The sequence below is a fragment of the Brevundimonas subvibrioides ATCC 15264 genome, from assembly GCF_000144605.1.
In the GTDB taxonomy this organism is placed as follows: domain Bacteria; phylum Pseudomonadota; class Alphaproteobacteria; order Caulobacterales; family Caulobacteraceae; genus Brevundimonas; species Brevundimonas subvibrioides.
Genome location: NC_014375.1, coordinates 1932387 through 1952905, shown reverse-complemented (window position 1 = coordinate 1952905; position 20519 = coordinate 1932387). Strand labels below are relative to the sequence as shown.

The following is a 20519-nucleotide window of genomic DNA, read 5'->3' as shown; positions in this document are numbered from 1 at the left end:
GACGATTGAGCCGGCGAAGGAATTTTGCCGTCCGGCTAGAGGCGACCCTCTTCTCCGAGCTTGTCGATCATCCAGGTCCGGGAGGTCGGCAACGGTTTGTTCTGCGGATGGAAGACGAACTGCTCGAGGAAATGCCCGGTCAGGTCGAGACCGTCCTTGACGTCACCGTCGCGCAGCCCCGCCTGGGCGCCGAGCATGAACGGGGGGAGTTTCAGCAACTTGTCGGCATAGGGCGCGCCGGCGGATGCGCTGACAGATCGGCCGGTTCGGGGGCTCACCCAGACCAGATCGTCCATCGTCCCGGTTACCGCGCATCGGCTGAGGTCGAGGCCGAACCCCAGATCCTCCAGAAGGCCGGCCTCGAAGCGGACGAAGATGGCAGGCCAGACGGCCGGGATCTGGAACGCGGACATCAGGGCCTCGAACGCCAGGAAGGCCCCGGGGTGGGGCTCGCGTTCCGGCAGGGCGCCCTGCGCGACGGCAGCAGCCGCCGACAGTCCGGCGAGGGCCAGGCCGTCGTCGAACAGGGCGCTGGGCCCCTCCCCCACAGGCTCCAGCCGCGCGGAGCCCAGATGATCGCTGGTCCGCGCCCGGTAGTCGGCGATGACCCTCGCCCCTGCCTGCAGAAACGGCTTCATCCGCCGCGACGCGCCGCCGGCCACATAGGCCGCATGACGGCCATGCGTCTCGGTCAGCAGGTCGACGACGACGCCCGTGTCGCCGTGTGCGCGGGCCGACAGCACGAAGGCTTCCTCGTGAAACTCCATCAGGGCGCGGGTCTCGTTTCCGCCAAGGCCTGCGCGGTCTCGAGTGTCTTGATGATGTCGGCGATCGGGCTGGCGATATCGTTCGGGACTGCCAGGCTGAGGACGTACTGCTCGATCTTCCAGCCTTCATCCGTCAGCCGCAAGACGCCGGAACCTCGCGTCCGACCATAGCTGTCGTTCGTCAGCTTCTCCTCGAACCAGGCGATGCATTTGCAGTCTATGGGCGCGATCGTGATCGTGCGTTCGGTCGCCGGGTAGGACCAGCCCCGGCCGCGCGCGAAGACCGGTCCTGCGTAGGTCCGGAACTCGGTCATCGTCCAGTGTTCGCCGGCATCCGTGCCCACGAAGCGGGCGTCCGGCGAGAACAGGGCGAAATAGGCCTCGCCATCGGCCGCCGTCGAGGCCGCGTTCAAGGAGTCCAGGACAGCCGCCACATCAGCTTCCGGCGTGGATGTCTGAAGGGTCAGGCCTGCAAGGGCGACAAGGAGGATGGACATCGGCGCTCCGGGCTGTGTCCATCCGTCCTAGACCTACTCCCCGCTTTCGGGAACCGGATAGGTTTCCGGCGTGATCGCCTTGGCGATGGCGATCAGATTCCGGGCCGCGTTGCGGCCCACGCGGTCGGAATAGTCGTGGCCCTGATCGGTCTCCGAATAGTCCGGCCCGGGCCCGGGGCCGAGATGCCAGTAGGTCCAGCTCTGGCCCGGAATGGTGAAGCCCATGTCGATCAAGCCCTGACACACGGTGGCGACGATGTTGTGGGCCCCGTCCTCGTTGCCGGTGACGACAACGCCGGCGACCTTGCCGAAGGCGACGGGGCGGCCGCTGTCATCGGTCTCGCCGAACCAGGCGTCCATGCGCTCCAGCGCACGCAGGCAGACGCTGGACATCTGGCCCAGCCAGGTCGGCGTGGCGAACACGACGATATCGGCCGCCTTGAGCTTGGCATCGATCGCGGGCCAGCCATCGCCCTTCCCCTCGTCGGCCGTCACGCCCGGCCGGATGTCGTGATCGACCAGCCGGATCATCTCGACCTCGGCCCCGCCCTTCTCCAGTTCGGCCGAGACCACCTTGGCGAGGGCTTCGGTGTTGGACGGTTCCGGGGAGGCCTTCAGGGTACAACTGAGGATGACGGCGCGCATGGTGATCTCCATTGGGGTCCGCTTTCAACGACGAGCCGCCGGTGGCGTTCCAGTGGCTATTTAACTCATCGGTTGACAGCGTCAGGGAACAAGTTCATTTAACCGATCAGTTGAACACGAAGCCTGACCATGCAACCCGATCCGCTCTCCGCCAAGTTCGCCGCCCTCGCCGACCCGACCCGCCGGGCGATCCTGGCGCGTCTGGCCGAGGGCGAAGCCAGCGTGAACGATCTCGCTGCACCCTTTGACATGAGTTTACCAGCCGTCTCCAAGCATCTGAAAGTGCTCGAAAAGGCGGGGCTGATTTCCCGGGGGCGAGAGGCGCAGTGGCGTCCTGCGCGGCTTGAGCCGATGGCGCTCAAGGGCGTCGCGGAATGGCTCGAACACTACCGGCGTTACTGGGATTCCAGCTTCGACCGCCTCGAAACCTACCTGAAGAAAATCCAGAAGGGAGACCCCAATGGTCCAAGAAACTGACAACCCCTGCCACACGCCCGGTCATCCGAACGGGTTCGACCTGACGCTGAAGCGCCACTTCGACGCCTCGCCCGAGAAGGTGTGGCAGGCCTGGATCAACCCCGACCTGTTGAAGCAGTGGTTCTGCCCCAGGCCATGGTCGGTCTCGGAAGCGGTCATCGATCCGCGCCCGGGCGGTGTCTTCAACACTGTGATGAACGGGCCCGACGGCGAGGTCATGCCGAACTCGGGCATCATTCTGGCGATCGAGCCGAACCGCCGACTGGTGACGACCGACGCCTTCACGCCCGAATGGAAGCCGACCGGGGTGCCCTTCATGGTCGCCGAGGTCACCCTGACTCCCGCGGCAGACGGGGGCACGGACTATGTCGCGGTGGCGCGTCACTGGAATGCCGAGACGATGCAGCAGCACGAGCAGATGGGCTTCGAGGCCGGGTGGAACGCCGCCGCCGATCAACTGGCCGACCTGCTCAAGACCCTGTGAGCGCCCCGATGTCGATGAGCGAAGCAAGCCTGCCCGATCTGCCGACGTTGCTGCCGCACAGGCTGGAGATGGAGCGGATCTTCGATGCGCCCCGGGACCTGGTCTGGATGGCCTGGACCCGGCCGGAGATGCGCATCCAGTGGATGGGTCCGGTCGAGTGGCCGATGCTGTCGGGGACCAACGACCTGCGGGTCGGCGGCCTCTGGCGCGCCTGCCTGGGGTCGGCGACGACCGAGGACGTCCTGTGGCAGGGCGGCATGTACCGCGAGGTGATCGCCCCGGAACGGCTGGTCTTCACCTTCAGGTGGGACGAGAGCCACGAGGATGGGCCGCCTGCGGACACCCTGGTGACCGTGGTCCTGCATGAACTGCCCGACGGGCGGACCCGGATGGTCTTCACCCACGAAGGCCTGAAATCGCAGCGCAGTCTCGAAGGCCACACCCACGGCTGGACCTCCACCTTCGGCCGGCTCGGCGTCTGGCTGTCGCAAAAACAGTCCTAAGGAGACGACCATGAAACTGGTGACGAGCCTGAGCTTCGCCGGAAACTGTCGCGAGGCGTTCGAGTTCTACGCGGCGGTCCTGGGGGGCGAGATCACCGCCGCCATGCCGTACGGGGACGGTCCGCCCGGGATGGAGGTGCCGCCCGCGATGCGGGACTGGCTCATGCACTGCTGGCTGCAGGTCGGCGATCAGGCCCTGATGGGTTCGGACATGCACTCCGACTGGGCGACCAGGATCAATGAGCCCAAGAACGGCTTCGACGTGACCTTCCATACCGAGAGCGTCGAGGACGCCCGACGGGTGTTCGAGGCGCTGTCCGAGGGTGCCACGGTCGGCATAGCGTTTGGAGAGACCTTCTGGACGCCCGGTTTCGGGACCCTGACGGACCAGTTTGGTATCCCCTGGATGATCAACGTCGTGCCCGCCGCCGGCTGGACACCGGGCACTGCGGCCTAGTCAGCCAGACCCGTCGGGAAGGGGTGGCCGAGAGCCTCCGCCATCCCTTGCTGGGAGATCAGCAGGACCTGCGGCTGCTGGTGATAGTTGTTGGACAGGACGATCACGGCGATCCGGGCGTCCGGCTGCCAAGTGACTAGGTTGCGGAACCCGGACCAGCTGCCGGTATGGTAGATCTCCCAGTCCTGGAACGCCGGCGTCACGCGCTGGCCCAGACGGTTGGCCATCAACCCATAGCCCCAGTCACGACGCCGGAGCCCGTTTCGCTGCCTGGGCTCGTCCGTCGGGGCATGGTCGGCGATCATCTGGGCGTAGCTGAACGGCTTCAGCACATGGCCGCCGTGCAGCGCCTGTTCCCAGACCAGCATGTCGTCCAGCGTCGAATACAGCGCCCCTGCCCCGGCCACGATCGAGACGTTCGGCTGGCGCTGAGCCGTCAGCCCCTCCGGGAAGGTGGCGTGGCCGGTCACGATGCCCAGGTCCGTATCGTCGTCGAACCCCGTGTCCGCCATGCCGAGCGGCTCGAAGAAGGCGGATCTCAGATACGCTGCAAACGTCATCCCGCTGGCCTTCTCGACCACGGCCGCGGCCAGGTTGAAGCCCGCGTTGTTGTAGGCCAGCTTCGAGCCCGGCACGAAGGAAAGGCCGAAGCTCCCTGAATCGTCTGTGAGTTCATCGATCGTCGCGGGCGTGACCCGGCGGTTGCCCCAACCGGGACGCGCCATCAGGTCGGGGATTCCCGAGGTATGCGACAGCAGGTGGCTCAACCGAATCGGGGCCCAGGCGGCGGGGCACGGCTGGATCCATTGGCAGACTGGATCCCCGATCGACAGCTTGCCCTCGTCCTGCAGCTTCAGGATCGCGGCGGCGGTGAACTGCTTCGAGACGGACGCCAGCCTGAACCGCGAGGTGATCTGGTTCGGCGCGCCGGTGGCGACGTCGGCGGTGCCATACGCCTGCCGGAACAGCACTTCATCGCCGCGCGCGACCAGGACGGCGCCCATGAACCGGCCTGCGTCAGCCTCGGCCTGAAGCCGCGCCGTGAGTTGGGGAAGGCCTTCGACGACCTCGACGGGCGCACGCGCCGGCAAGGCGGCCTCGTACGAAGACGGCGTCGGCAGGGGCCGGGTCGTCCAGGCCGCGGCAAGGGCGGCTCCGCCCAGCAGGACGGCGACGGCCATGAGACTGAGGACGAGCCGAGGATGAGCCCCCGAGGTACGCGGAACATGGAACATCAGGCTTGGTAGCGACTCCCGGCGATTCGTCACGCCCGACCGGCGTTTCCGCGCTCAACTCTGCGCGAGCCGCGTCCTAGACGTCGAAATCGAGTCCGAACTGGGCATAGAGGGCCCGGCTGTCCTGCCATTTCGGGTCGACCTTGACCGTCAGGAACAGGTGGACGGGACGGTCCAGCAATTCGGTCAGTTCCTCGCGCGACTTCTGGCCGATCCACTTCAGGGTCTGGCCGCCCTTGCCCAGAACGATGGGCCGCTGGCTCTCGCGCTCGACATAGATGGTCTGTTCGATGCGCGCCGAGCCGTCGGCCTTTTCGTCGAAGGCGGTCGTCTCGACCGCCGCCGAATAGGGCAGCTCCTCGTGGACGCGCAGGTAGACCTTCTCGCGCGTGATCTCGGCCGCCAGGACGCGGATCGGCACGTCGGCGGACTGGTCCTCGGGATAGAGCCAGTGCCCTTCGGGCATCGACAGGGCCAGTCGCTGCTTCAGGTCGTCCACGCCGTCCCCGGACAGGGCCGAGATCATATAGACCTCGGAATAGACGCCAGTCTCGAACAGGGCGTGCGAGAGGGCCAGCAGGGTGTCGCGGCGCATCCCGTCGATCTTGTTCAGCGCCAGGATGACCTGGGTGTTCGAGGCCTTCAGGTTGGCGATGATGGTCTCGGTGTCCTCGGCCGAGCGCCGATCAGCGGCCTCGCCCTCCTTGCCCGCTGACGCGATATGGGACGCTGCGTCGATCAGGTGGACAACCACGTCCGCGTCCTGGGCCCCGCCCCAGGCCGAAGCGACCATGGCCCGATCGAGACGCCGCCGCGGCGTGAAGATCCCGGGCGTGTCGACCAGCACGATCTGGCTCTCGCCCTCCATCGCGATGCCGCGCACCGGGAAACGGGTCGTCTGGACCTTCTGGGTGACGATGGAGACCTTGGACCCCGTCAGCCGGTTCACCAGCGTGGACTTGCCGGCATTGGGCGCGCCGATGATGGCGGCGAAGCCCGCGCGGGGGTTTGTGGGTTCGGTCAAATCACGCCTTCTCGTTGAAGCAATGCGGTCGCGGCCGCCTTTTCCGCGTCCTGACGCGAACGCCCGACCGCGGTCAAGGGTTCGACGCCCTCGATGGAGACCTCGACCGTGAAGGTCGGGGCATGGTCGGACCCGGTCTGGGACGCCACACGATAGCTGGGCAGCGGACGCCCGTGGCCCTGGGCCCATTCCTGCAGCGCGGATTTCGGATTGTTCAGGGCCCGCGGCGCGGGCGAAGCCAGTTCATGGGCCCAGGCCCGGTCGAACACGGCGCGCGCGGCCTCCAGGCCACCATCCAGAAACACGGCGGCCAGCAAGGCCTCCACGGCGTCGGCCACCACGCCTTCCTTGCGCCGGCCGCCGGTCTTGGTCTCACCGGGGGACAGGCGCAGGGCGTCGCCGATCTTCAGGGCCTCGCCCACCCGACCGCAGGCGTGCTTGTCGACGAGCGCATGCAGGCGAGAGGACAGTTCACCCTCGTCCGCCGCCGGAAAGTCGTGATGAAGACGCTGCGCCACCAGCAGGCCCAGAACCCGGTCACCCAGGAACTCCAGCCGTTCATTGTGTCGGGCGGGCTTGCCGGCGGCCTTGTCGGCCCCCTCCCCCACGCTGGAATGGGTCAGCGCCCGCTCCAGCAGGGCGGGATCGCGAAAGTCATGGCCAAGGCGTTGGACCAGCGCGGTCACTGCCTCGGCGCGGATATTTGCCATCAGTCGAGGATCTTGAAGAAGCGGCTCAGACGGATGTTCTGGAACCAGCTGACCGGGTTCCACAGCGAGGCCCCCGGCTCCCAGGAGAACATGATGATCTCGGCCTTGCCGACGAGATTCTCGTCCGGCACCAGGCCGACACCGGCCGATTCCTGCACGCGGCTGTCGATCGAGTTGTCGCGGTTGTCGCCCATCATGAAGTAGTGGCCGACGGGGACCTCATAGACGCCCGTATCGTCCAGATCGCCGCCCGGACCGAAGTCCTGCGTCATGAAGGTCCGGCCGTTGGGAAGCGTCTCGCGCACCTGGGTCACCGGACGGGGCCCGAAGACGTCGGCGACTTCGGACGCGCCGACGGTCACGTCCTGAACCGCCGTGCCGTTGATGTAGAGCTTGTTGGCGATCATCTGGATTCTGTCGCCGGGCAGGCCGATCACGCGCTTGATGTAGTCGGTCTTGTCGTCGCGCGGCAGTTTGAACACGACGATGTCGCCCCGGTTGGGCGCGCGGCCGAACACGCGGTCGTCTCCCAGCGGCAGGTTGACCGGCAGGCCCGACGAGAACTTCGAATAACCATAGGCCCACTTCGACACGACGATGTAGTCGCCCTCGTAGAGGTTGGGCTCCATCGAAGCCGAGGGGATGGTGAAGGGCTGAAACAGCAGCACCCGCAGGACGAAGGCGATGGCCAGGGCCACGACGATCGTTTTCACGATTTCCAGCGTCTCGGAGGCCGCCGAGCCACCCTCGTCGTCGTCGTCGCGGGTCGCGACGCGGGCGGCCGCCGGGATCTTCTCCTTGCGATCGTCGAACGGCGCATCGCCCTGATCGCTCCAGATCGGGCGCGGCGCGGAGGTGGAGGTCACGGGCGGCGGGGCGGCCGGCGCAACGGGCGTTTCCGGCGCGATCGCAGCCTCGACACGCGTCGCGTCCGCCTCGGTATACGGATCGGGATCCTGCGCCGGCGCCTGATGCGCATCGAGCGCTTCGGGTGCGTCGCTTTCGGAGGCGGCGAAGGCTTCCTCGGTGGTCTCCGGGGCGCGGTGATCCGGGCCGTGCTCCGCCGGGGCCGCGGTCTCGTGGGCGGCCACGCCCGGGGTCTCCGGCGTGGTCGTCGGGCCGTCGTGCGTCTCGTCCGCGCGCGGGTCGCGCTTGATCTCTTCGCTCATCGTCTGAAAGCCTGTCCCCGGCCGCGCGACGCGGCCTCGTCTCCGCACGCGTATATATCGATTACGCCATCGGCAAGGCTTCGATCACCACGAAGGCGAGTGCATAGGGGTGTTCGTCCGACAGGGTCAGATGAATGTGCGCGGTGTGGCCCGGCGGCGTCAGGCGGGCCAGATGGTCGGCGGCCGGCCCGGTCAGGGCCAGCGTCGGCTGACCCGACCGCAGGTTCACCACCCCCATGTCCTTCCAGTAGACATCGCGGCGCATGCCGGTGCCCAGCGCCTTGGCACAGGCCTCTTTGGCGGCGAACCGCTTGGCGTAGCTCCAAGCCGCATCGGGCTTGCGCTCCGATCTTGTGCGCTCGATCTCGGTGAAGCAGCGTTGTTTGAACCGATCGCCGAACCGATCGATGGACGCCTGGATCCGCCGGATGTCCGACAGGTCTGCGCCGACGCCGATGATCACAGGGCAGGCTCCGCCGCCCGGGCCTGGTCCATCAGGGCCCGCATCCGCCCGATCGCCGGGCCAAGCCCGACGAAGATCGCCTCTCCGATCAGGAAGTGGCCGATGTTCAGTTCCATGATCTCGGGAATGGCGGCGACGGCGGCGACGGTCTCGTAGTCGATCCCGTGACCCGCGTGGACCTCAAGGCCCAGGGCATGGGCCTGGGTCGCGCCTGCCTTCAGCGCGACCAGCTCGCGCTCGGCATCGTCCGGCCGGCCGTCGCGGACCGCGTCGCAGTACGCCCCGGTATGAAGCTCGACCACGGCCGCGCCTGTCCGGTGCGCCGCCGCGATCTGGGCCGGATCGGCCCCGATGAACAGGGAGACGCGCGAACCGGCCTCGTTCAGACGACCGACCACAGGCGTGATCCAGTTGTGTCCGCCGACCACGTCCAGGCCGCCCTCGGTCGTCCGTTCCTCGCGCTTCTCGGGCACCAGGCAGACGGCACGGGGCCGGTGATGCAGGGCGATGGCCAGCATCTCCTGCGTCACCGCCATCTCGAGGTTCAGGGGCCGGTCCTGATCGCGCAGCACGGCCGACAGATGATCGATATCGGCGTCCGAGATATGACGGCGGTCTTCGCGCAGATGCGCCGTGATGCCGTCGGCTCCGGCCTCCAGCGCCTCGCGCGCGGCACGGACGGGATCGGGATAGAGGCCCCCGCGCGCATTCCGCACGGTGGCGACGTGATCGATGTTGACGCCCAGGCGGACCCTGTCGGTCATTTCGACAGCCTGCGGCTGCCCGGATCCTCGACCGGGAGGGCGGCGAGCTCGGGCGGCAGGGCGTCGGCGGGATAGGCCGGCACGTCCAGTGTGGCCAGGGCGACAAGCGGCACGCCGACGTCGGCGCGACCGCCCGAACGATCGACGATGCAGGCGGCCGCCACGACCTCACCGCCCGCCTCGCGGATGGCGACGATGCATTCGCGGCTGCTCAGGCCCGTGGTGACGATGTCCTCGACCATCACGACCTTCTGGCCCGGCTCCACGTGAAAGCCGCGCCGCAGCTTGAAGCTGCCGCCCTCGCGCTCGACGTACATCGAGGGGACACCCAGATGCCGCGCGGTTTCGTAGCCCGGGATGATCCCGCCGACGGCCGGCGAGATGGCGACATCCACCGGCCCGACGGCGGCGACGATCTTGTCGGCCAGCGCCTTGCACAGGCGCTCGCAGCGGCGGGCGTCCATGAACACGAGGTTCTTCTGCAGGAAGACGGGGCTGTGCAGCCCGGAGGACAGCACGAAATGCCCCTCGCGCAGGGCACCGGCGGCCCGGAATTCGTCGAGAACGTGTTCGGAGGTCATGGCCCGTTCTAGGACCGGATCGCGCTCAGGTGAAGCGTGGCCTTATGCCATGCGTCAGTATTCCCGACCCTCGGCCGGACGTTCTTCCAGATGGCCGTCCTTCAGGGCGAAGACGCGGTCCATGTGACCGGCCAGCTCCATGTTGTGGGTGGCGATCAGGGCGGCGACTCCGGTCTCCTTGACCAGCTTCTGCAGGGCCTCGAACACCGTCTGGCTGGTGGCGGGATCCAGGTTGCCGGTCGGCTCGTCCGCCAGCAGCAGCCGCGGGCTGTTGGCGAGGGCGCGGGCCAGGGCGACGCGTTGCTGTTCTCCGCCCGACATCTGGGCCGGTTGATGAAGGGTGCGTTCGGCCAGACCCAGCGACCCCAGGGCCACCTCGGCGCGGGCACGGGCGTCCGTTTCCGAATAGCCGGCGATCCGCATGGGCAGGGCCACGTTGTCGCGCGCGTCGAACTCCGGCAGCAGATGGTGGAACTGGTAGACGAAGCCGATCCGCGACAGGCGCAGCCGCGTGCGCGCCCGCTCATCGAGGCTGCCGACGTCTTCGCCGTCGATCCGCACCTCGCCAGAGGTGGGCCGTTCCAGCAGACCGGCGGCGTGCAGCAGGGAGGATTTGCCCGATCCCGAGGGACCGATCAGCCCGACCAGTTCGCCCGGGAAGATGTCGAGGTCGACGCCCTTCAGGACGGTCAGACCGCCCTGGCCCGTCGTATAGGTGCGGGTGATGCCGCGAAGGCTGAGGACAGGACTACTCATAACGCAGGGCCTCGACCGGATCGATGCGCGAGGCGTTCCACGACGGCGGCAGGCTGGCCACGCAGCTCATGATAAGCGACCAGACGGCGACCCAGAAGACGTCGACCGGATCGACCTCGGCGGGGATGGCGTCCAGCATATAGACGTCGGCGTTGAACAGCTGGACGCCCGTGATGGCCTCCAGGAAATGCTGGATGGGGCCGATGTTCAGGCAGAACAGCAGGCCGAGTGTCAGGCCCGCCAGCGTACCGGCCACGCCGATGGTCGCGCCGGCCATGAAGAAGATGCGCAGGATCGACGAGGGACTGGCCCCGATCGTCCGCAGGATGGCGATGTCCCGCCCCTTGTTCTTCACCAGCATGACGATGCCGGAAATGATGTTCATGGCGGCGATGGCGACGACGAGGCCCAGGATGATGGACATGGCGACCCGCTCCACCTTCAGGGCACCCCAGAAGGCGGCGAGACGGTCGCGCCAGTCCTGGACGAAAGCTGCCGGTCCGGCGGCCGCGCGCACGGGCGCGATGTACTCGCCGACCCGGTCGGGGTTCGCGACCTTCATCTCGATCACGTCCCAGACACCCTCCTTGCCGAAGAAGAGCTGGGCCTGCTCCAGCGGCATGAAGATGAAGATGCGGTCGTAGTCGGCCGTGCCGGACGAATAGGTGCCACCGACGCGATAGGTCTTGGACAGTCCGCCCAGGTTGCCGAAGGCCGAATCGGCCCCCGTCGGCGAATAGATCTGGATCGGATCGCCGACCCGCAGACCCAGCTGATCGGCCAGGGCCTGCCCGATCAGGACATTGTCGCCGCCATAGGCACCCTGACCGAAACTGGCCTTGGCCTGGGCCGACAGGCTGGACGACACATATTGCATCGTGTCCAGATCCTCGGGACGAAGACCGCGCACCACGCCACCGGTCGTCTGACCGCCGGCGATAATCAAGGCTTGAGATTCGGTCAGCGGACTGACGCTGACCACGCCCTCGACGCCCCGCAGCCGATCGACGATGGCGTCACGATTGGGTGCGTTCAGCACCTCGCCCTGGACGTACATATGACCGTTGAAGCTCAGCATCCGGCCCAGCAGTTCGGTGCGGAACCCGGCCATGATGCTCATGACGCTGATCAGCACCGCGACGGCCAGCATGATGCCGACGAAGCTGATGATGGCGATGGTCGCGACCCCCCCCTCCTTGCGCTTGGCGCGCAGGTAGCGGAGCGCCAGGCCGATTTCCCACGCGGAAAAGGCCCCGGCCGGTTTGGGCGGCATCCCCAAGGGCGTCGCGATCAACCGATGCGCTCCATCGCCTGATCCAGCGGCAGGGTCGACTTCTCGCCCGAGGCGCGGCGCTTCAGCTCGACGACGCCCTCGGCGACGCCCTTGGGCCCGATCGTCAGCTGCCACGGAATACCGATCAGGTCGGCGGTGGCGAACTTGCCGCCCGGACGCTCGTCGGTGTCGTCGTACAGGACCGACTTGCCGGCGGCCTCCAGGGCCTCGACGGCCGCCTCGCACGCCTCGCAGACGCCCGGATCGTTGGCGCGCAGGTTGATGACGACCACGTCGAACGGGGCCACGGCGTCCGGCCAGATGATGCCGGCGTCATCGTGGCTGGCCTCGATGATCGCGCCCAACAGGCGGGAGACCCCCACGCCGTACGAGCCCATGTGGACCTCGGTGTCCTGCCCGTCGGGGCCGGCCACCTTGGCCTTCATCGGGGCGGAGTACTTGGTGCCGAAATAGAAGATGTGGCCGACCTCGATGCCGCGCGCAGTCAGGCGGTCGCCGTCCGCCGTCTGGCTTTCGAACTGTGCGGCGTCGTGCATTTCCTCGGTCGCCGCATAAAGCGAGGTGCGACCGTCGACGATGGCCTGCAGGTCATTCCAGTCGACGTCCGCCCCGGGGGCCGGCATCTCGACCAGCTGCTTGTCGCAGAACACCTGGCTCTCGCCCGTGTCGGCGAGGACGATGAACTCGTGGCTCAGATCGCCCCCGATCGGGCCGGTGTCGGCGCGCATCGGCACCGCCTTCAGACCCATCCGGGCAAAGGTGTTCAGATAGGCCACGAACATGCGGTTGTAGGCGCGGCGGGCCGAGGCCTCGTCGATGTCGAAGGAATAGGCGTCCTTCATCAGGAACTCGCGGCCGCGCATGACGCCGAAGCGCGGACGGCGCTCGTCGCGGAACTTCCACTGGATGTGGAAGAGGTTCAGCGGCAGCGCTTTGTAGCTCTTCACGAAGCCGCGGAAGATGTCGGTGATCATCTCCTCGTTGGTGGGGCCGTACAGCAGCTCGCGCTCATGCCGGTCGGTGATGCGCAGCATCTCGGGACCGTAGGCGTCGTAACGTCCCGACTCGCGCCAGAGGTCGGCCAGCTGCAGGGTCGGCATCAGCAGCTCGACGGCCCCTGCCCGCTCCTGCTCCTCGCGCACGATCTGTTCGATGCGGTTCAGGACGCGCAGTCCTAGCGGCAGCCAGGCATAGATGCCGGCGGCCTCCTGTTTGATCATCCCGGCGCGCAGCATCAGCTGGTGGGACACGATCTGGGCGTCGCTGGGCGCCTCTTTCAGTGTGGGCAGGAAATAGCGCGACAGGCGCATCGGTCGGTCCTTGCGTGGGGTGGTCTGCTCTAGCCCGTGCGGGCGAACCTTGGCAACGCGATGGCGAGCCGATTGACACAGTCAACGTCAGATGCTTTGTGTTTCAAAGTGCTTTTCATAGAAGGGAACTGATCATGCGTCTTTTGCTTGCGGCCGTTCTGGCTACCGCCGCCTTGCCCGGCCTCGCCAAGGCCGGAACGGTCGAGGTTCGATTGACGGGAGCCCGACAGGGCGGGCCCGTGATGGTTCAGCTCTGCTCCGAGTCCGAGGGGATGACCCGTTGTTCGCGTAACGCCCGCGTCGCGGTCAGCAACGGCGTCGCGATCGCCCGGTTCGAAAACGTCCCCGCCGGTCGCTACGGCGTCGGTGCCTTTCAGGACATCGATGGCAACGGCCGCCTCGGCTTCAGCATGATGGGCCGCCCGAGCGAGCCCTGGGGCTACAGCCGCAACGCCCCTGCGGTCATGGGCCCGCCGAACTTCGCGGACGCGGCCGTCAACGTCGGCGCGGCCGGCGGTGTCATCCCTGTCCAGCTGGGGCTCTGAGCGCCATGAACCTCGACCTCGTCCCGCTCGGCTGGATCCACAGCCTCGCCTGCCTGGTCGCTCTCGCGGCCGGAGGCTTCGTGTTCGTTACCCGCAAGGGCACGCGCCGGCATCGACAGGTCGGCCTGGCCTTCGTGGTGTCCCAGATCGTGCTGAACGCCACGGCGCTGGGCATCTATCAGGTGGGCCAGTTCTTCTTTCCACACGTGCTGGCGATCATCACCCTGGTGCTGATCGCGATCGGCTGGGGCGCGGGCCGGCTGATCCGGCACCATGGCGGGTGGCGCTTCGTCCACCTCAGTTCAATGATCCTCAGCTATTACCTGCTGATCGGCGGCGGAGTGAACGAGGTCTATCTGCGCATCGATGCGCTGAAGGCCGTCCTGAACCGCGAGGGGCCGCAACTGATCGGCATGACCCATGGCGTGGTCATGCTGGCTTTCCTGGTCCTGCTGCTGGGCTGGAACGCGGTGGAAATCGTGAGGATGATCCTCAGAAACCGTCGGCGCTCCCCCCGAATGGCCGCCGCCTAGACGCCGGGCGGAGCCATGTCCGGCAGGGGCATCCAGCCGATGAAGACCAGGAACATCACGAAGGCCCAGACGATCAGGGCGACCCAGGTAGTCGTGATGAACTTGCGCTTCAGGTTCGGCGTCTTGGGTGCCCCCCACTGGGTGCCGTCGGTCGGAGGCTCGTGCGTCTCGGCCGAGGTGCCCAGCGGCAGGATGCCGAACAGCACCACCCACCAGACGACGACGTAGATGGCGAACATGGTCAGGGGGCCGATGGGCATCAGTGCGGGTCCTTGGGGGTTTCCATCAGCTCGATCAGCACGCCGCCCATGTCCTTGGGATGCAGGAACAGGATGGGGGTGCCGTGCGCCCCGATGCGGGGTTCCCCCGTGCCGAGGATCGAGGCTCCCCGGGCGCGCAGGGCGTCGCGGGCCTCAAGGATGTCCTCGACCTCGAAACAGACGTGATGCTGGCCGCCCCTGGGGTTTTTGGCGAGGAAGCCGTGAATGGGGCTGTCGTCGCCCAGCGGCTCGATCAGTTCGATCTGGCTATTGGGCAGGTCGATGAAGCAGACGCGCACGCCCTGGGCCGGCAGGTCGAACGGTTCGCCGGCCCGGGTGGCACCGAGCATGTCACGATACAGGGCGACGCTGGCCTCGATGGAGGGGGTCGCGACGCCGATGTGGTTCAGTCTGCCGATCATGCCGACGCTATGGCCCCTCGCCTCACCCCGGGCAAGCCGCGCCGATGCCGGGAGCCCGCAAGGCCAGCAGGGTGGATCGTCGCACCTCGGCCGAGATCAGGCCCGCGTCTTCCAGAATACAGCCGACGACGGTGTTGGAGTTGGGGGCCAGCAGACCATAGGGCTGATCCAGGGCGTTCAGGCGCTGGCGCGCCGCTTCCAGCGCGGCGGGCGCGGCGGCCACGTCGGCCGGGTCGCGGCTGACGATGGTCATTTCGTGCAGCGCCTCGCCGGAACTGGGGAAGTCGTAGGCCTGGTCGTCATAGGGCGCGATGCGGGCCGACAGGCGCTCCGGATCGCCGGTGTGGATCGGGAATTTCGCCTCCTGGCTGGCCGAAAAGGCCAGCGCCTCGCCCTCCTCCGGCACGACCAGGATGTAGGCATGGCGGGGAAACAGGAGGTAGTGCGCCATCCATTTGGTGACCCAGACCAGCGGCGGATCGTCCGGCCCGAGGGCGTGGGCACCGACGTAGATGCCCGGCGGCATGACGCGGCTGTCGATGCGCCCGTTCACCGCCTGGATCCGGTCGATCATGACCTGGTCCAGCAGGAAGGTCCCCCCTGTCGACGCCTGCTCGAAATGGTCGCGGATATCCGGTGCCGAGGGATTCGGGCCGAGGGTCGGCCCGTGGATCACGCGAAACGCCTGGTCCGACGTCGGCGTCTCGCCCGTCGTGCTGAACCACAGGACGCCGAGCTCGTGCGCGGTGCGAGAAGCCGGGTTCTCGCCCCGGAAGGTGGACAGGCTGAGGCACAGGTTCGCGACGGCGAACAGGACCACGAACCCGGTCGCCCCCTGCCCGGCGATCACGGCCCATTTGCGCCAGCCGGTCAGCAGATGACGCGCTGTGCCGATGCGATGGCGCAGGCGGCGTGCCCGGTCCCGAACCCTGTCGAACACCGGGCGCGCCACGATTTTAGAGCCTCAGGATGACCGTCTCGACGATCGGACGGCGATCCCAGATCTGCTGGCTGGCCTTCTTCAGCACCCGGCCGACGGCCTGTTCGACGACCATGTCGTCGTCCCGCGCCTCGCCCTTCAGGCTGTTGACGGCCTGTTCGACCCGTTCGGCCAGATCGTCCAGCGAATCGCCGAGCGTCGTGACCTCGTCGCCCGGCAGACCGATGCCGCGGACGTCGATGTCGCTGACGATCTTGCCCCGCTTGTCCATGGCGAAGCTGACGACCAGCACGCCATTGGTCGAGGCGTGGCGGCGCTCGCGCAGGGCCTCGCCCTTCTCGGTCACCACCATGCCGCCGTCGACGTACAGACGACCGTTCGGGACCTCGTCGACGATGGCCGCCGCGCCGGGGGCCAAGCGCACCAGATCGCCGTTCCGGGGCGTCACCGTCTCGGGCACGCCCAGATCGCGGGCGAGCGCGGCATGTTCCATCAGGTGACGGCGCATGCCGTGCGTCGGAACCGAGACGCGCGGGCGGGCCCACGCATACATCTGGCGCATCTCGTCGCGGCACGGGTGGCCGGAGACGTGAATGCCGGGGTGGTCCTTCTCGGTGTAGAGGCGCACCCCCCGGTCGGCGAGCCGGTCCTGAAGCTCGGCGATCGCCAGCTCGTTGCCGGGAATGACCCGCGACGAGAAGATGCAGTGGTCGCCCAGACCCAGTTTGATGAAGGGGTGCGATCCATCGGCGACGCGCGACAGGGCCGCGCGGTCCTCGCCCTGGCTGCCGGTGCACAGATACAGGATCTCGTCGGCGGGCCAGTGACGGGCCTCGTCCTCGGACAGTATAGCCTTCGAGTCATTGAACAGGCCGACGTGCTTCGCCGCCGCCGTGATCCGGTGCATCGAGCGACCGGCCAGGGCCACGCGGCGACCGGCCTTGTCCGCCGCCTTGATGACGCTGACCATGCGGGCGACGTTGGAGGCGAAACAGCCGACGGCGATCTTGCCCTTCTTCAGGCTGCCGATCAGGGCGATCAGCCCGTCTTGGGCCTCCAGCTCCGACCCTGCCTCGCCCTCGACGAAGACATTGGTGGAATCGCAGACCATGGCCAGCAGGCCCTCGTCGCCCATCTTCTGGATGGCGGCGATGTCGGTCGGCTTGCCGATGATCGGGTTGGGATCCAGCTTCCAGTCGCCGGTGTGGAAGACGGTGCCCAGCGGCGTCGCGATCTTCAGCCCGCTCGGCTCGGCGATCGAGTGCGTCATGGTGATGAAGTCGATCGCGAACGGGCCGAGATCGACGTGGCCGCCCATCGGCACCTCGATGATCTTCACGTCGCGAAGACCGCGGTCGCGCAGTTTCTCGCGGATCAGGAAGGCGGTGAAGGGCGTGGCGTACAGCGGGGCCTTCATCCGCTCCCACAGCCACGGCAGGGCCCCGATGTGGTCCTCGTGCGCGTGGGTCAGCAGGATGCCTCGGATGGTCTCGCCCTCAAGGAAGGCGGGGTCCGGCACGATGATATCAACGCCCGGCGTCGACTGGTCGCCGAAGGTCACGCCGACGTCGACGATGATCCACTGGCGATCGTCTTCGGGGCCGTAGCCGTAGCAGTTGAGGTTCATACCGACCTCGCCAGAGCCGCCGAGCGGCAGGTAGACGAGTTCGTCGTTCGCTTTGATTTTTGTCATGTGTCCGTCAGATGGGTATTGCGGCGCCAGATTTCGAGCAGGCCGCGGATGGTCAGGTCCGGATCGAACCGGTCGATGCTTTCAGTTGCGCCTTCGAACAGGGAGGCCACGCCTCCGGTGCCGACGACGGTCATGGGTTTTCCCCACTCGGCCTTGATCCGGGCGACCATGCCCTCGATCAGGCTGACATAGCCCCAGAAGACCCCCGACTGCATATTGGACACGGTGTCCTTGCCGATCACCCGGTCCGGACGCTGGATCGCAATGCGCGGCAGCATGGCCGCGGCCTCATGCAGGGCCTGGAGGCTGAGGTTGATGCCGGGCGCGATGGCTCCGCCCTCGAACGCTCCGTCGGCCGCGACGATGTCGAAGGTGGTGGCGGTGCCGCTGTCGATCACGATCAGGTCGCCCGTATAGACCAGGTGGGCCCCGATGGCGTTGACCAGGCGGTCGGCCCCGGCCTCGCTGGGCTTGTTGATCCGCACCGGAATGCCGAGCTGGACGTTGTCGCCGATGACCAGGGGTTCCACCGACAGATATCGGCGCGCGAGGTTTCGCAGGTTGAAGATCGACTGCGGCACGACGCTGGAGATGATGCAGCCCGTGAGGGAGGCGAGATCGATCTTCCGCATGGCCAGAAGCTGGGTCAGCCAGACGGCGTATTCGTCGGCGGTACGGCTGGCCTCGGTCGCGGTGCGCCACTGGGCGATCCAGGTCTCGCCGTCATGGACGGCGAACAGCGTATTGGTGTTGCCCTGTTCGATGGCGAGCAGCATCAGGCGGCCCTCTCGTGCGCGTCGGGGCCGAAGAAAACGTCGCCGGCCGAGATGAGCCGAAGCTGGCCGTCGGCCGTGCGCAGACGCAGCGCGCCGTCGGGGGCCACCCCGTCGGCGATACCCGTCACCGTCTCATGTCCCAGCCGCGCGACGCAGGGCCCGTCGAGCCCTTGCGTGCGGGTGGTCCAGGCGTCGAGGATCGGCGCAAATCCCAGGGTCTCCCAGCGGGTCTGCCAGATGGCGAAGGCCTCGGCCAGAACAGTCGCGGCGGCCTCGACGGACGGCGGATAGGCGATGTCGGACCGCAGATGAGAGGCCAGGCTGGTCGCGGGCCGCTCCGTTGCGTCCGGCGCATGGGCCAGGTTCACGCCGATGCCGACGGCCAGCCACAAGGCAGCGGAGGCGTGGGTCCCGGATTCGATCAGGATGCCCGATGCCTTGTCGCCGTCCAGCATCACGTCATTGGGCCATTTGATGCTCACCACGCCCGGAACGGCGAAAGCGTCCAGCAGGTCGGCGACGGCGAGGGCCGCGACGAAAGTCACCTGCGCTGCCTCGGCCGGCGGCTTGCGGGTCAGGGTCAGCAGGGTGGCGAACAGGTTGCCGGTTTCGCTGTTCCATTCCCGGCCGCGGCGGCCGCGCCCCGCGGCCTGACGGCGCGCGACGATCCACTGAACCGCTGTCTCGCCCGCCTCGGCGCGGCGGCGCGCTTCGGCATTGGTGGAATCGATCTCGTCGAGCAGATGGAGAACGGGCGTCACCGCCCTACTTGGCTCCGAACCCGGTGGCGGCGATGCGGGTCAGCGGCTCCAGCCAGGTCAGGCCGACGATGACCAGCGGGAAGCTGAAGGCCGCGCAGGCCCAGCCGATCCACTGCGCCTCGACGGGGGCCTTGTCCGTGGCGACGACGTCGTCGGGGGCCGCGTCGAACCACATCAACTTGATGATCCGCAGGTAGTAGAAGGCGGCCACGACCGAAGCCACCAGACCCGCCGCCGCCACCATCCAGTAACCGGCCGAGGCGGCTGCGCCGAACACGTAGTACTTGCCCCAGAAGCCGGAAAACGGCGGCATGCCCAGCACGGACAGCGACAGAACGGTGATGGCGATGGCGGTGACCGGCCGGTCCTTCTTGAGGCCCGCCAGGTCGGCGATCTTGCGGATGGGGCGACCATTCCGGCTCAGCGACAGCAGGATGGCGAAGAAGCCCATGGTGTCGATCATGTACAGCGTCATGAACATGACCATGGCCTGCAGGCCCTGCTCCGTACCCGCGGCGATGCCGAGGATGGCGTAGCCGATGTTGGCGATGGACGAATAGGCCAGCAGGCGCTGGATGTCCTTCTGCGCCAGACCGCCCCAGGCCCCGACGACGAAGCTGGCGAGCGCGATCAGGATCAGCACCTGGGCCCATTGATCGTGCGCCTGCAGGAAGCCTTCGCTCAGGGCGCGGGCGAACAGGACCATGGCGGCCATCTTGGGGGCCGTCGTGAAGAAGGCCACGACCGGCGTCGGCGCACCCTCGTAGACGTCGGGCGTCCACATGTGGAACGGGGCCGCTGAGACCTTGAACGCCAGGCCGCAGATCAGGAACACCAGGCCGAAGATCAGACCGGGCCCCGGATTGGCCGTGGCATAGGCGGCGATGTCCTCGAAATGCATCGAGCCCGAGAAGCCGTAGATCAGGCTGGAGCCGTACAGCAGCAGGCCGGACGACAGGGCACCCAGCACGAAATACTTCAGCCCGGCCTCGGACGCCTTCAGGTCATCGCGGTGATAGGCGGCGAGAATGTAGAGCGCGAGCGAGTGCAGCTCGACGCCGACGTACAGCGAGATCAGGTCGCCGGACGAGACCATCATGCCCATGCCGACGGCGGCCAGGACGATCAGGATCGGGAACTCGAACCGGGCGATGCCGGTGCGCTGCATCCAGCCGCCGCCCAGCACCACGGCCACGGCCGAGGCCAGGTAGATGGCGACCTTGGCATAGATGGCCAGCGGATCGGCGACATAGGCTCCGTTGAAGGCGGTGCCGAGCGGGCCGGTGGCGGCCACGGCGGCGGCCGCGATCAGCAGCGCCACCGACAGGATGGACACCAGCCGCGCCGACTTCTCGCCGATGAAGGCGCCGACCATCAGCAGGACGAGCGCGCCGATCGCGAGCGTCAGTTCCGAGGCGGCAAGGGTCAGGGCTTGGGACAGGTCAGGCATCAT

The 20519-nt window shown here is 67.4% G+C and carries 26 protein-coding genes; 6 read left to right on the top strand and 20 right to left on the bottom strand.

Features of this window, described 5'->3' with window-relative positions; translation table 11 throughout:
* Positions 1-35 precede the first annotated feature (35 nt).
* The 3 genes from recO to BRESU_RS09805 are packed head-to-tail and all read right to left on the bottom strand — an operon-like array spanning position 36 to position 1909.
* Entirely contained in the window at positions 36-767 is a 732-nt protein-coding gene (recO, locus tag BRESU_RS09815) for a DNA repair protein RecO (RefSeq protein WP_013269389.1), read from the bottom strand.
* Positions 767-1264: a nuclear transport factor 2 family protein gene (locus tag BRESU_RS09810; protein WP_013269388.1), complete on the bottom strand. Its 498-nt coding sequence runs from the start codon at positions 1262-1264 to the stop codon at positions 767-769. The genes recO and BRESU_RS09810 overlap by 1 nt, the downstream gene beginning before the upstream one ends.
* 33 nt (positions 1265-1297) lie before the next feature.
* Positions 1298-1909 (bottom strand): flavodoxin family protein, encoded by a 612-nt coding sequence (locus BRESU_RS09805; RefSeq protein ID WP_013269387.1) that lies wholly within the window; start codon positions 1907-1909, stop codon positions 1298-1300.
* A 129-nt stretch (positions 1910-2038) separates the two neighbouring features.
* On the opposite strand from BRESU_RS09805, the gene BRESU_RS09800 reads away from it, so the two are divergent.
* From BRESU_RS09800 to BRESU_RS09785, 4 genes are read left to right on the top strand one after another with little or no spacing between them, the layout of a single operon-like run.
* Entirely contained in the window at positions 2039-2386 is a 348-nt protein-coding gene (locus BRESU_RS09800; protein WP_013269386.1) for an ArsR/SmtB family transcription factor, read from the top strand.
* Positions 2370-2870 (top strand): SRPBCC family protein, encoded by a 501-nt coding sequence (locus BRESU_RS09795; RefSeq protein ID WP_013269385.1) that lies wholly within the window; start codon positions 2370-2372, stop codon positions 2868-2870. Before BRESU_RS09800 ends, BRESU_RS09795 begins: the two co-directional genes overlap by 17 nt.
* Before the next feature lie 14 nt (positions 2871-2884).
* Entirely contained in the window at positions 2885-3373 is a 489-nt protein-coding gene (locus tag BRESU_RS09790) for an SRPBCC family protein (RefSeq protein WP_050762560.1), read from the top strand.
* Between the two features lie 10 nt (positions 3374-3383).
* The gene (locus BRESU_RS09785; protein ID WP_013269383.1) at positions 3384-3830 is read left to right on the top strand and encodes a VOC family protein; all 447 of its coding nucleotides are present in this window, start codon (positions 3384-3386) and stop codon (positions 3828-3830) included.
* On the opposite strand, the gene BRESU_RS09780 is transcribed toward BRESU_RS09785, so the two are convergent.
* The 10 genes from BRESU_RS09780 to proS form a co-directional block, all read right to left on the bottom strand.
* Positions 3827-5011: a serine hydrolase domain-containing protein gene (locus tag BRESU_RS09780; protein ID WP_013269382.1), complete on the bottom strand. Its 1185-nt coding sequence runs from the start codon at positions 5009-5011 to the stop codon at positions 3827-3829. The genes BRESU_RS09785 and BRESU_RS09780 overlap by 4 nt on opposite strands.
* A 130-nt stretch (positions 5012-5141) precedes the next feature.
* A complete protein-coding gene (gene era, locus BRESU_RS09775) occupies positions 5142-6089 on the bottom strand; it encodes a GTPase Era (RefSeq protein ID WP_013269381.1) in 948 nt (315 codons plus the stop codon).
* Positions 6086-6799, bottom strand: coding sequence for a ribonuclease III (gene rnc / locus BRESU_RS09770; RefSeq protein ID WP_013269380.1), 714 nt, complete (start codon positions 6797-6799; stop codon positions 6086-6088). Before rnc ends, era begins: the two co-directional genes overlap by 4 nt.
* On the bottom strand, positions 6799-7707 hold the full coding sequence (gene lepB / locus BRESU_RS09765) for a signal peptidase I (protein WP_425358226.1): 909 nt from the start codon (positions 7705-7707) through the stop codon (positions 6799-6801). The genes rnc and lepB overlap by 1 nt, the downstream gene beginning before the upstream one ends.
* Before the next feature lie 322 nt (positions 7708-8029).
* Entirely contained in the window at positions 8030-8431 is a 402-nt protein-coding gene (acpS, locus tag BRESU_RS09760) for a holo-ACP synthase (protein ID WP_013269378.1), read from the bottom strand.
* Entirely contained in the window at positions 8428-9195 is a 768-nt protein-coding gene (locus BRESU_RS09755; protein WP_013269377.1) for a pyridoxine 5'-phosphate synthase, read from the bottom strand. The genes acpS and BRESU_RS09755 overlap by 4 nt, the downstream gene beginning before the upstream one ends.
* Positions 9192-9776: an orotate phosphoribosyltransferase gene (pyrE, locus tag BRESU_RS09750; protein ID WP_013269376.1), complete on the bottom strand. Its 585-nt coding sequence runs from the start codon at positions 9774-9776 to the stop codon at positions 9192-9194. Before pyrE ends, BRESU_RS09755 begins: the two co-directional genes overlap by 4 nt.
* Before the next feature lie 54 nt (positions 9777-9830).
* On the bottom strand, positions 9831-10532 hold the full coding sequence (locus BRESU_RS09745; protein ID WP_013269375.1) for an ABC transporter ATP-binding protein: 702 nt from the start codon (positions 10530-10532) through the stop codon (positions 9831-9833).
* Positions 10525-11805, bottom strand: coding sequence for a lipoprotein-releasing ABC transporter permease subunit (locus BRESU_RS09740; protein ID WP_041761512.1), 1281 nt, complete (start codon positions 11803-11805; stop codon positions 10525-10527). Before BRESU_RS09740 ends, BRESU_RS09745 begins: the two co-directional genes overlap by 8 nt.
* A gap of 17 nt (positions 11806-11822) precedes the next feature.
* On the bottom strand, positions 11823-13136 hold the full coding sequence (gene proS, locus BRESU_RS09735; RefSeq protein WP_013269373.1) for a proline--tRNA ligase: 1314 nt from the start codon (positions 13134-13136) through the stop codon (positions 11823-11825).
* A gap of 134 nt (positions 13137-13270) precedes the next feature.
* Here proS and BRESU_RS09730 point away from each other — a divergent pair, with 134 nt between their 5' ends.
* Both BRESU_RS09730 and BRESU_RS09725 read left to right on the top strand, forming a co-directional pair.
* Positions 13271-13681 (top strand): DUF2141 domain-containing protein, encoded by a 411-nt coding sequence (locus BRESU_RS09730; protein ID WP_013269372.1) that lies wholly within the window; start codon positions 13271-13273, stop codon positions 13679-13681.
* 5 nt (positions 13682-13686) lie between these two features.
* On the top strand, positions 13687-14214 hold the full coding sequence (locus tag BRESU_RS09725) for a DUF2306 domain-containing protein (protein WP_013269371.1): 528 nt from the start codon (positions 13687-13689) through the stop codon (positions 14212-14214).
* Here the strand turns inward: BRESU_RS09725 and BRESU_RS09720 are convergent.
* The 7 genes from BRESU_RS09720 to nuoN are packed head-to-tail and all read right to left on the bottom strand — an operon-like array spanning position 14211 to position 20516.
* Positions 14211-14474 carry a DUF1467 family protein gene (locus BRESU_RS09720; protein ID WP_013269370.1) on the bottom strand — a complete coding sequence of 88 codons (264 nt, stop codon included), beginning with the start codon at positions 14472-14474 and terminating at the stop codon, positions 14211-14213. The two genes, BRESU_RS09725 and BRESU_RS09720, sit on opposite strands and share 4 nt — an antisense overlap.
* A complete protein-coding gene (mce, locus tag BRESU_RS09715; protein ID WP_013269369.1) occupies positions 14474-14896 on the bottom strand; it encodes a methylmalonyl-CoA epimerase in 423 nt (140 codons plus the stop codon). The genes BRESU_RS09720 and mce overlap by 1 nt, the downstream gene beginning before the upstream one ends.
* A gap of 22 nt (positions 14897-14918) precedes the next feature.
* The gene (locus BRESU_RS09710) at positions 14919-15848 is read right to left on the bottom strand and encodes a hypothetical protein (protein WP_013269368.1); all 930 of its coding nucleotides are present in this window, start codon (positions 15846-15848) and stop codon (positions 14919-14921) included.
* Positions 15849-15852: 4 nt separating this feature from the next.
* On the bottom strand, positions 15853-17529 hold the full coding sequence (locus tag BRESU_RS09705; protein ID WP_013269367.1) for a ribonuclease J: 1677 nt from the start codon (positions 17527-17529) through the stop codon (positions 15853-15855).
* Complete coding sequence (locus BRESU_RS09700) at positions 17526-18308, bottom strand: type III pantothenate kinase (RefSeq protein ID WP_041761507.1); 783 nt, start codon at positions 18306-18308, stop codon at positions 17526-17528. The genes BRESU_RS09705 and BRESU_RS09700 overlap by 4 nt, the downstream gene beginning before the upstream one ends.
* Positions 18305-19066 (bottom strand): biotin--[acetyl-CoA-carboxylase] ligase, encoded by a 762-nt coding sequence (locus BRESU_RS09695; protein WP_013269365.1) that lies wholly within the window; start codon positions 19064-19066, stop codon positions 18305-18307. The genes BRESU_RS09700 and BRESU_RS09695 overlap by 4 nt, the downstream gene beginning before the upstream one ends.
* A gap of 4 nt (positions 19067-19070) precedes the next feature.
* Entirely contained in the window at positions 19071-20516 is a 1446-nt protein-coding gene (nuoN, locus tag BRESU_RS09690) for an NADH-quinone oxidoreductase subunit NuoN (protein WP_013269364.1), read from the bottom strand.
* Positions 20517-20519: the final 3 nt, after the last annotated feature.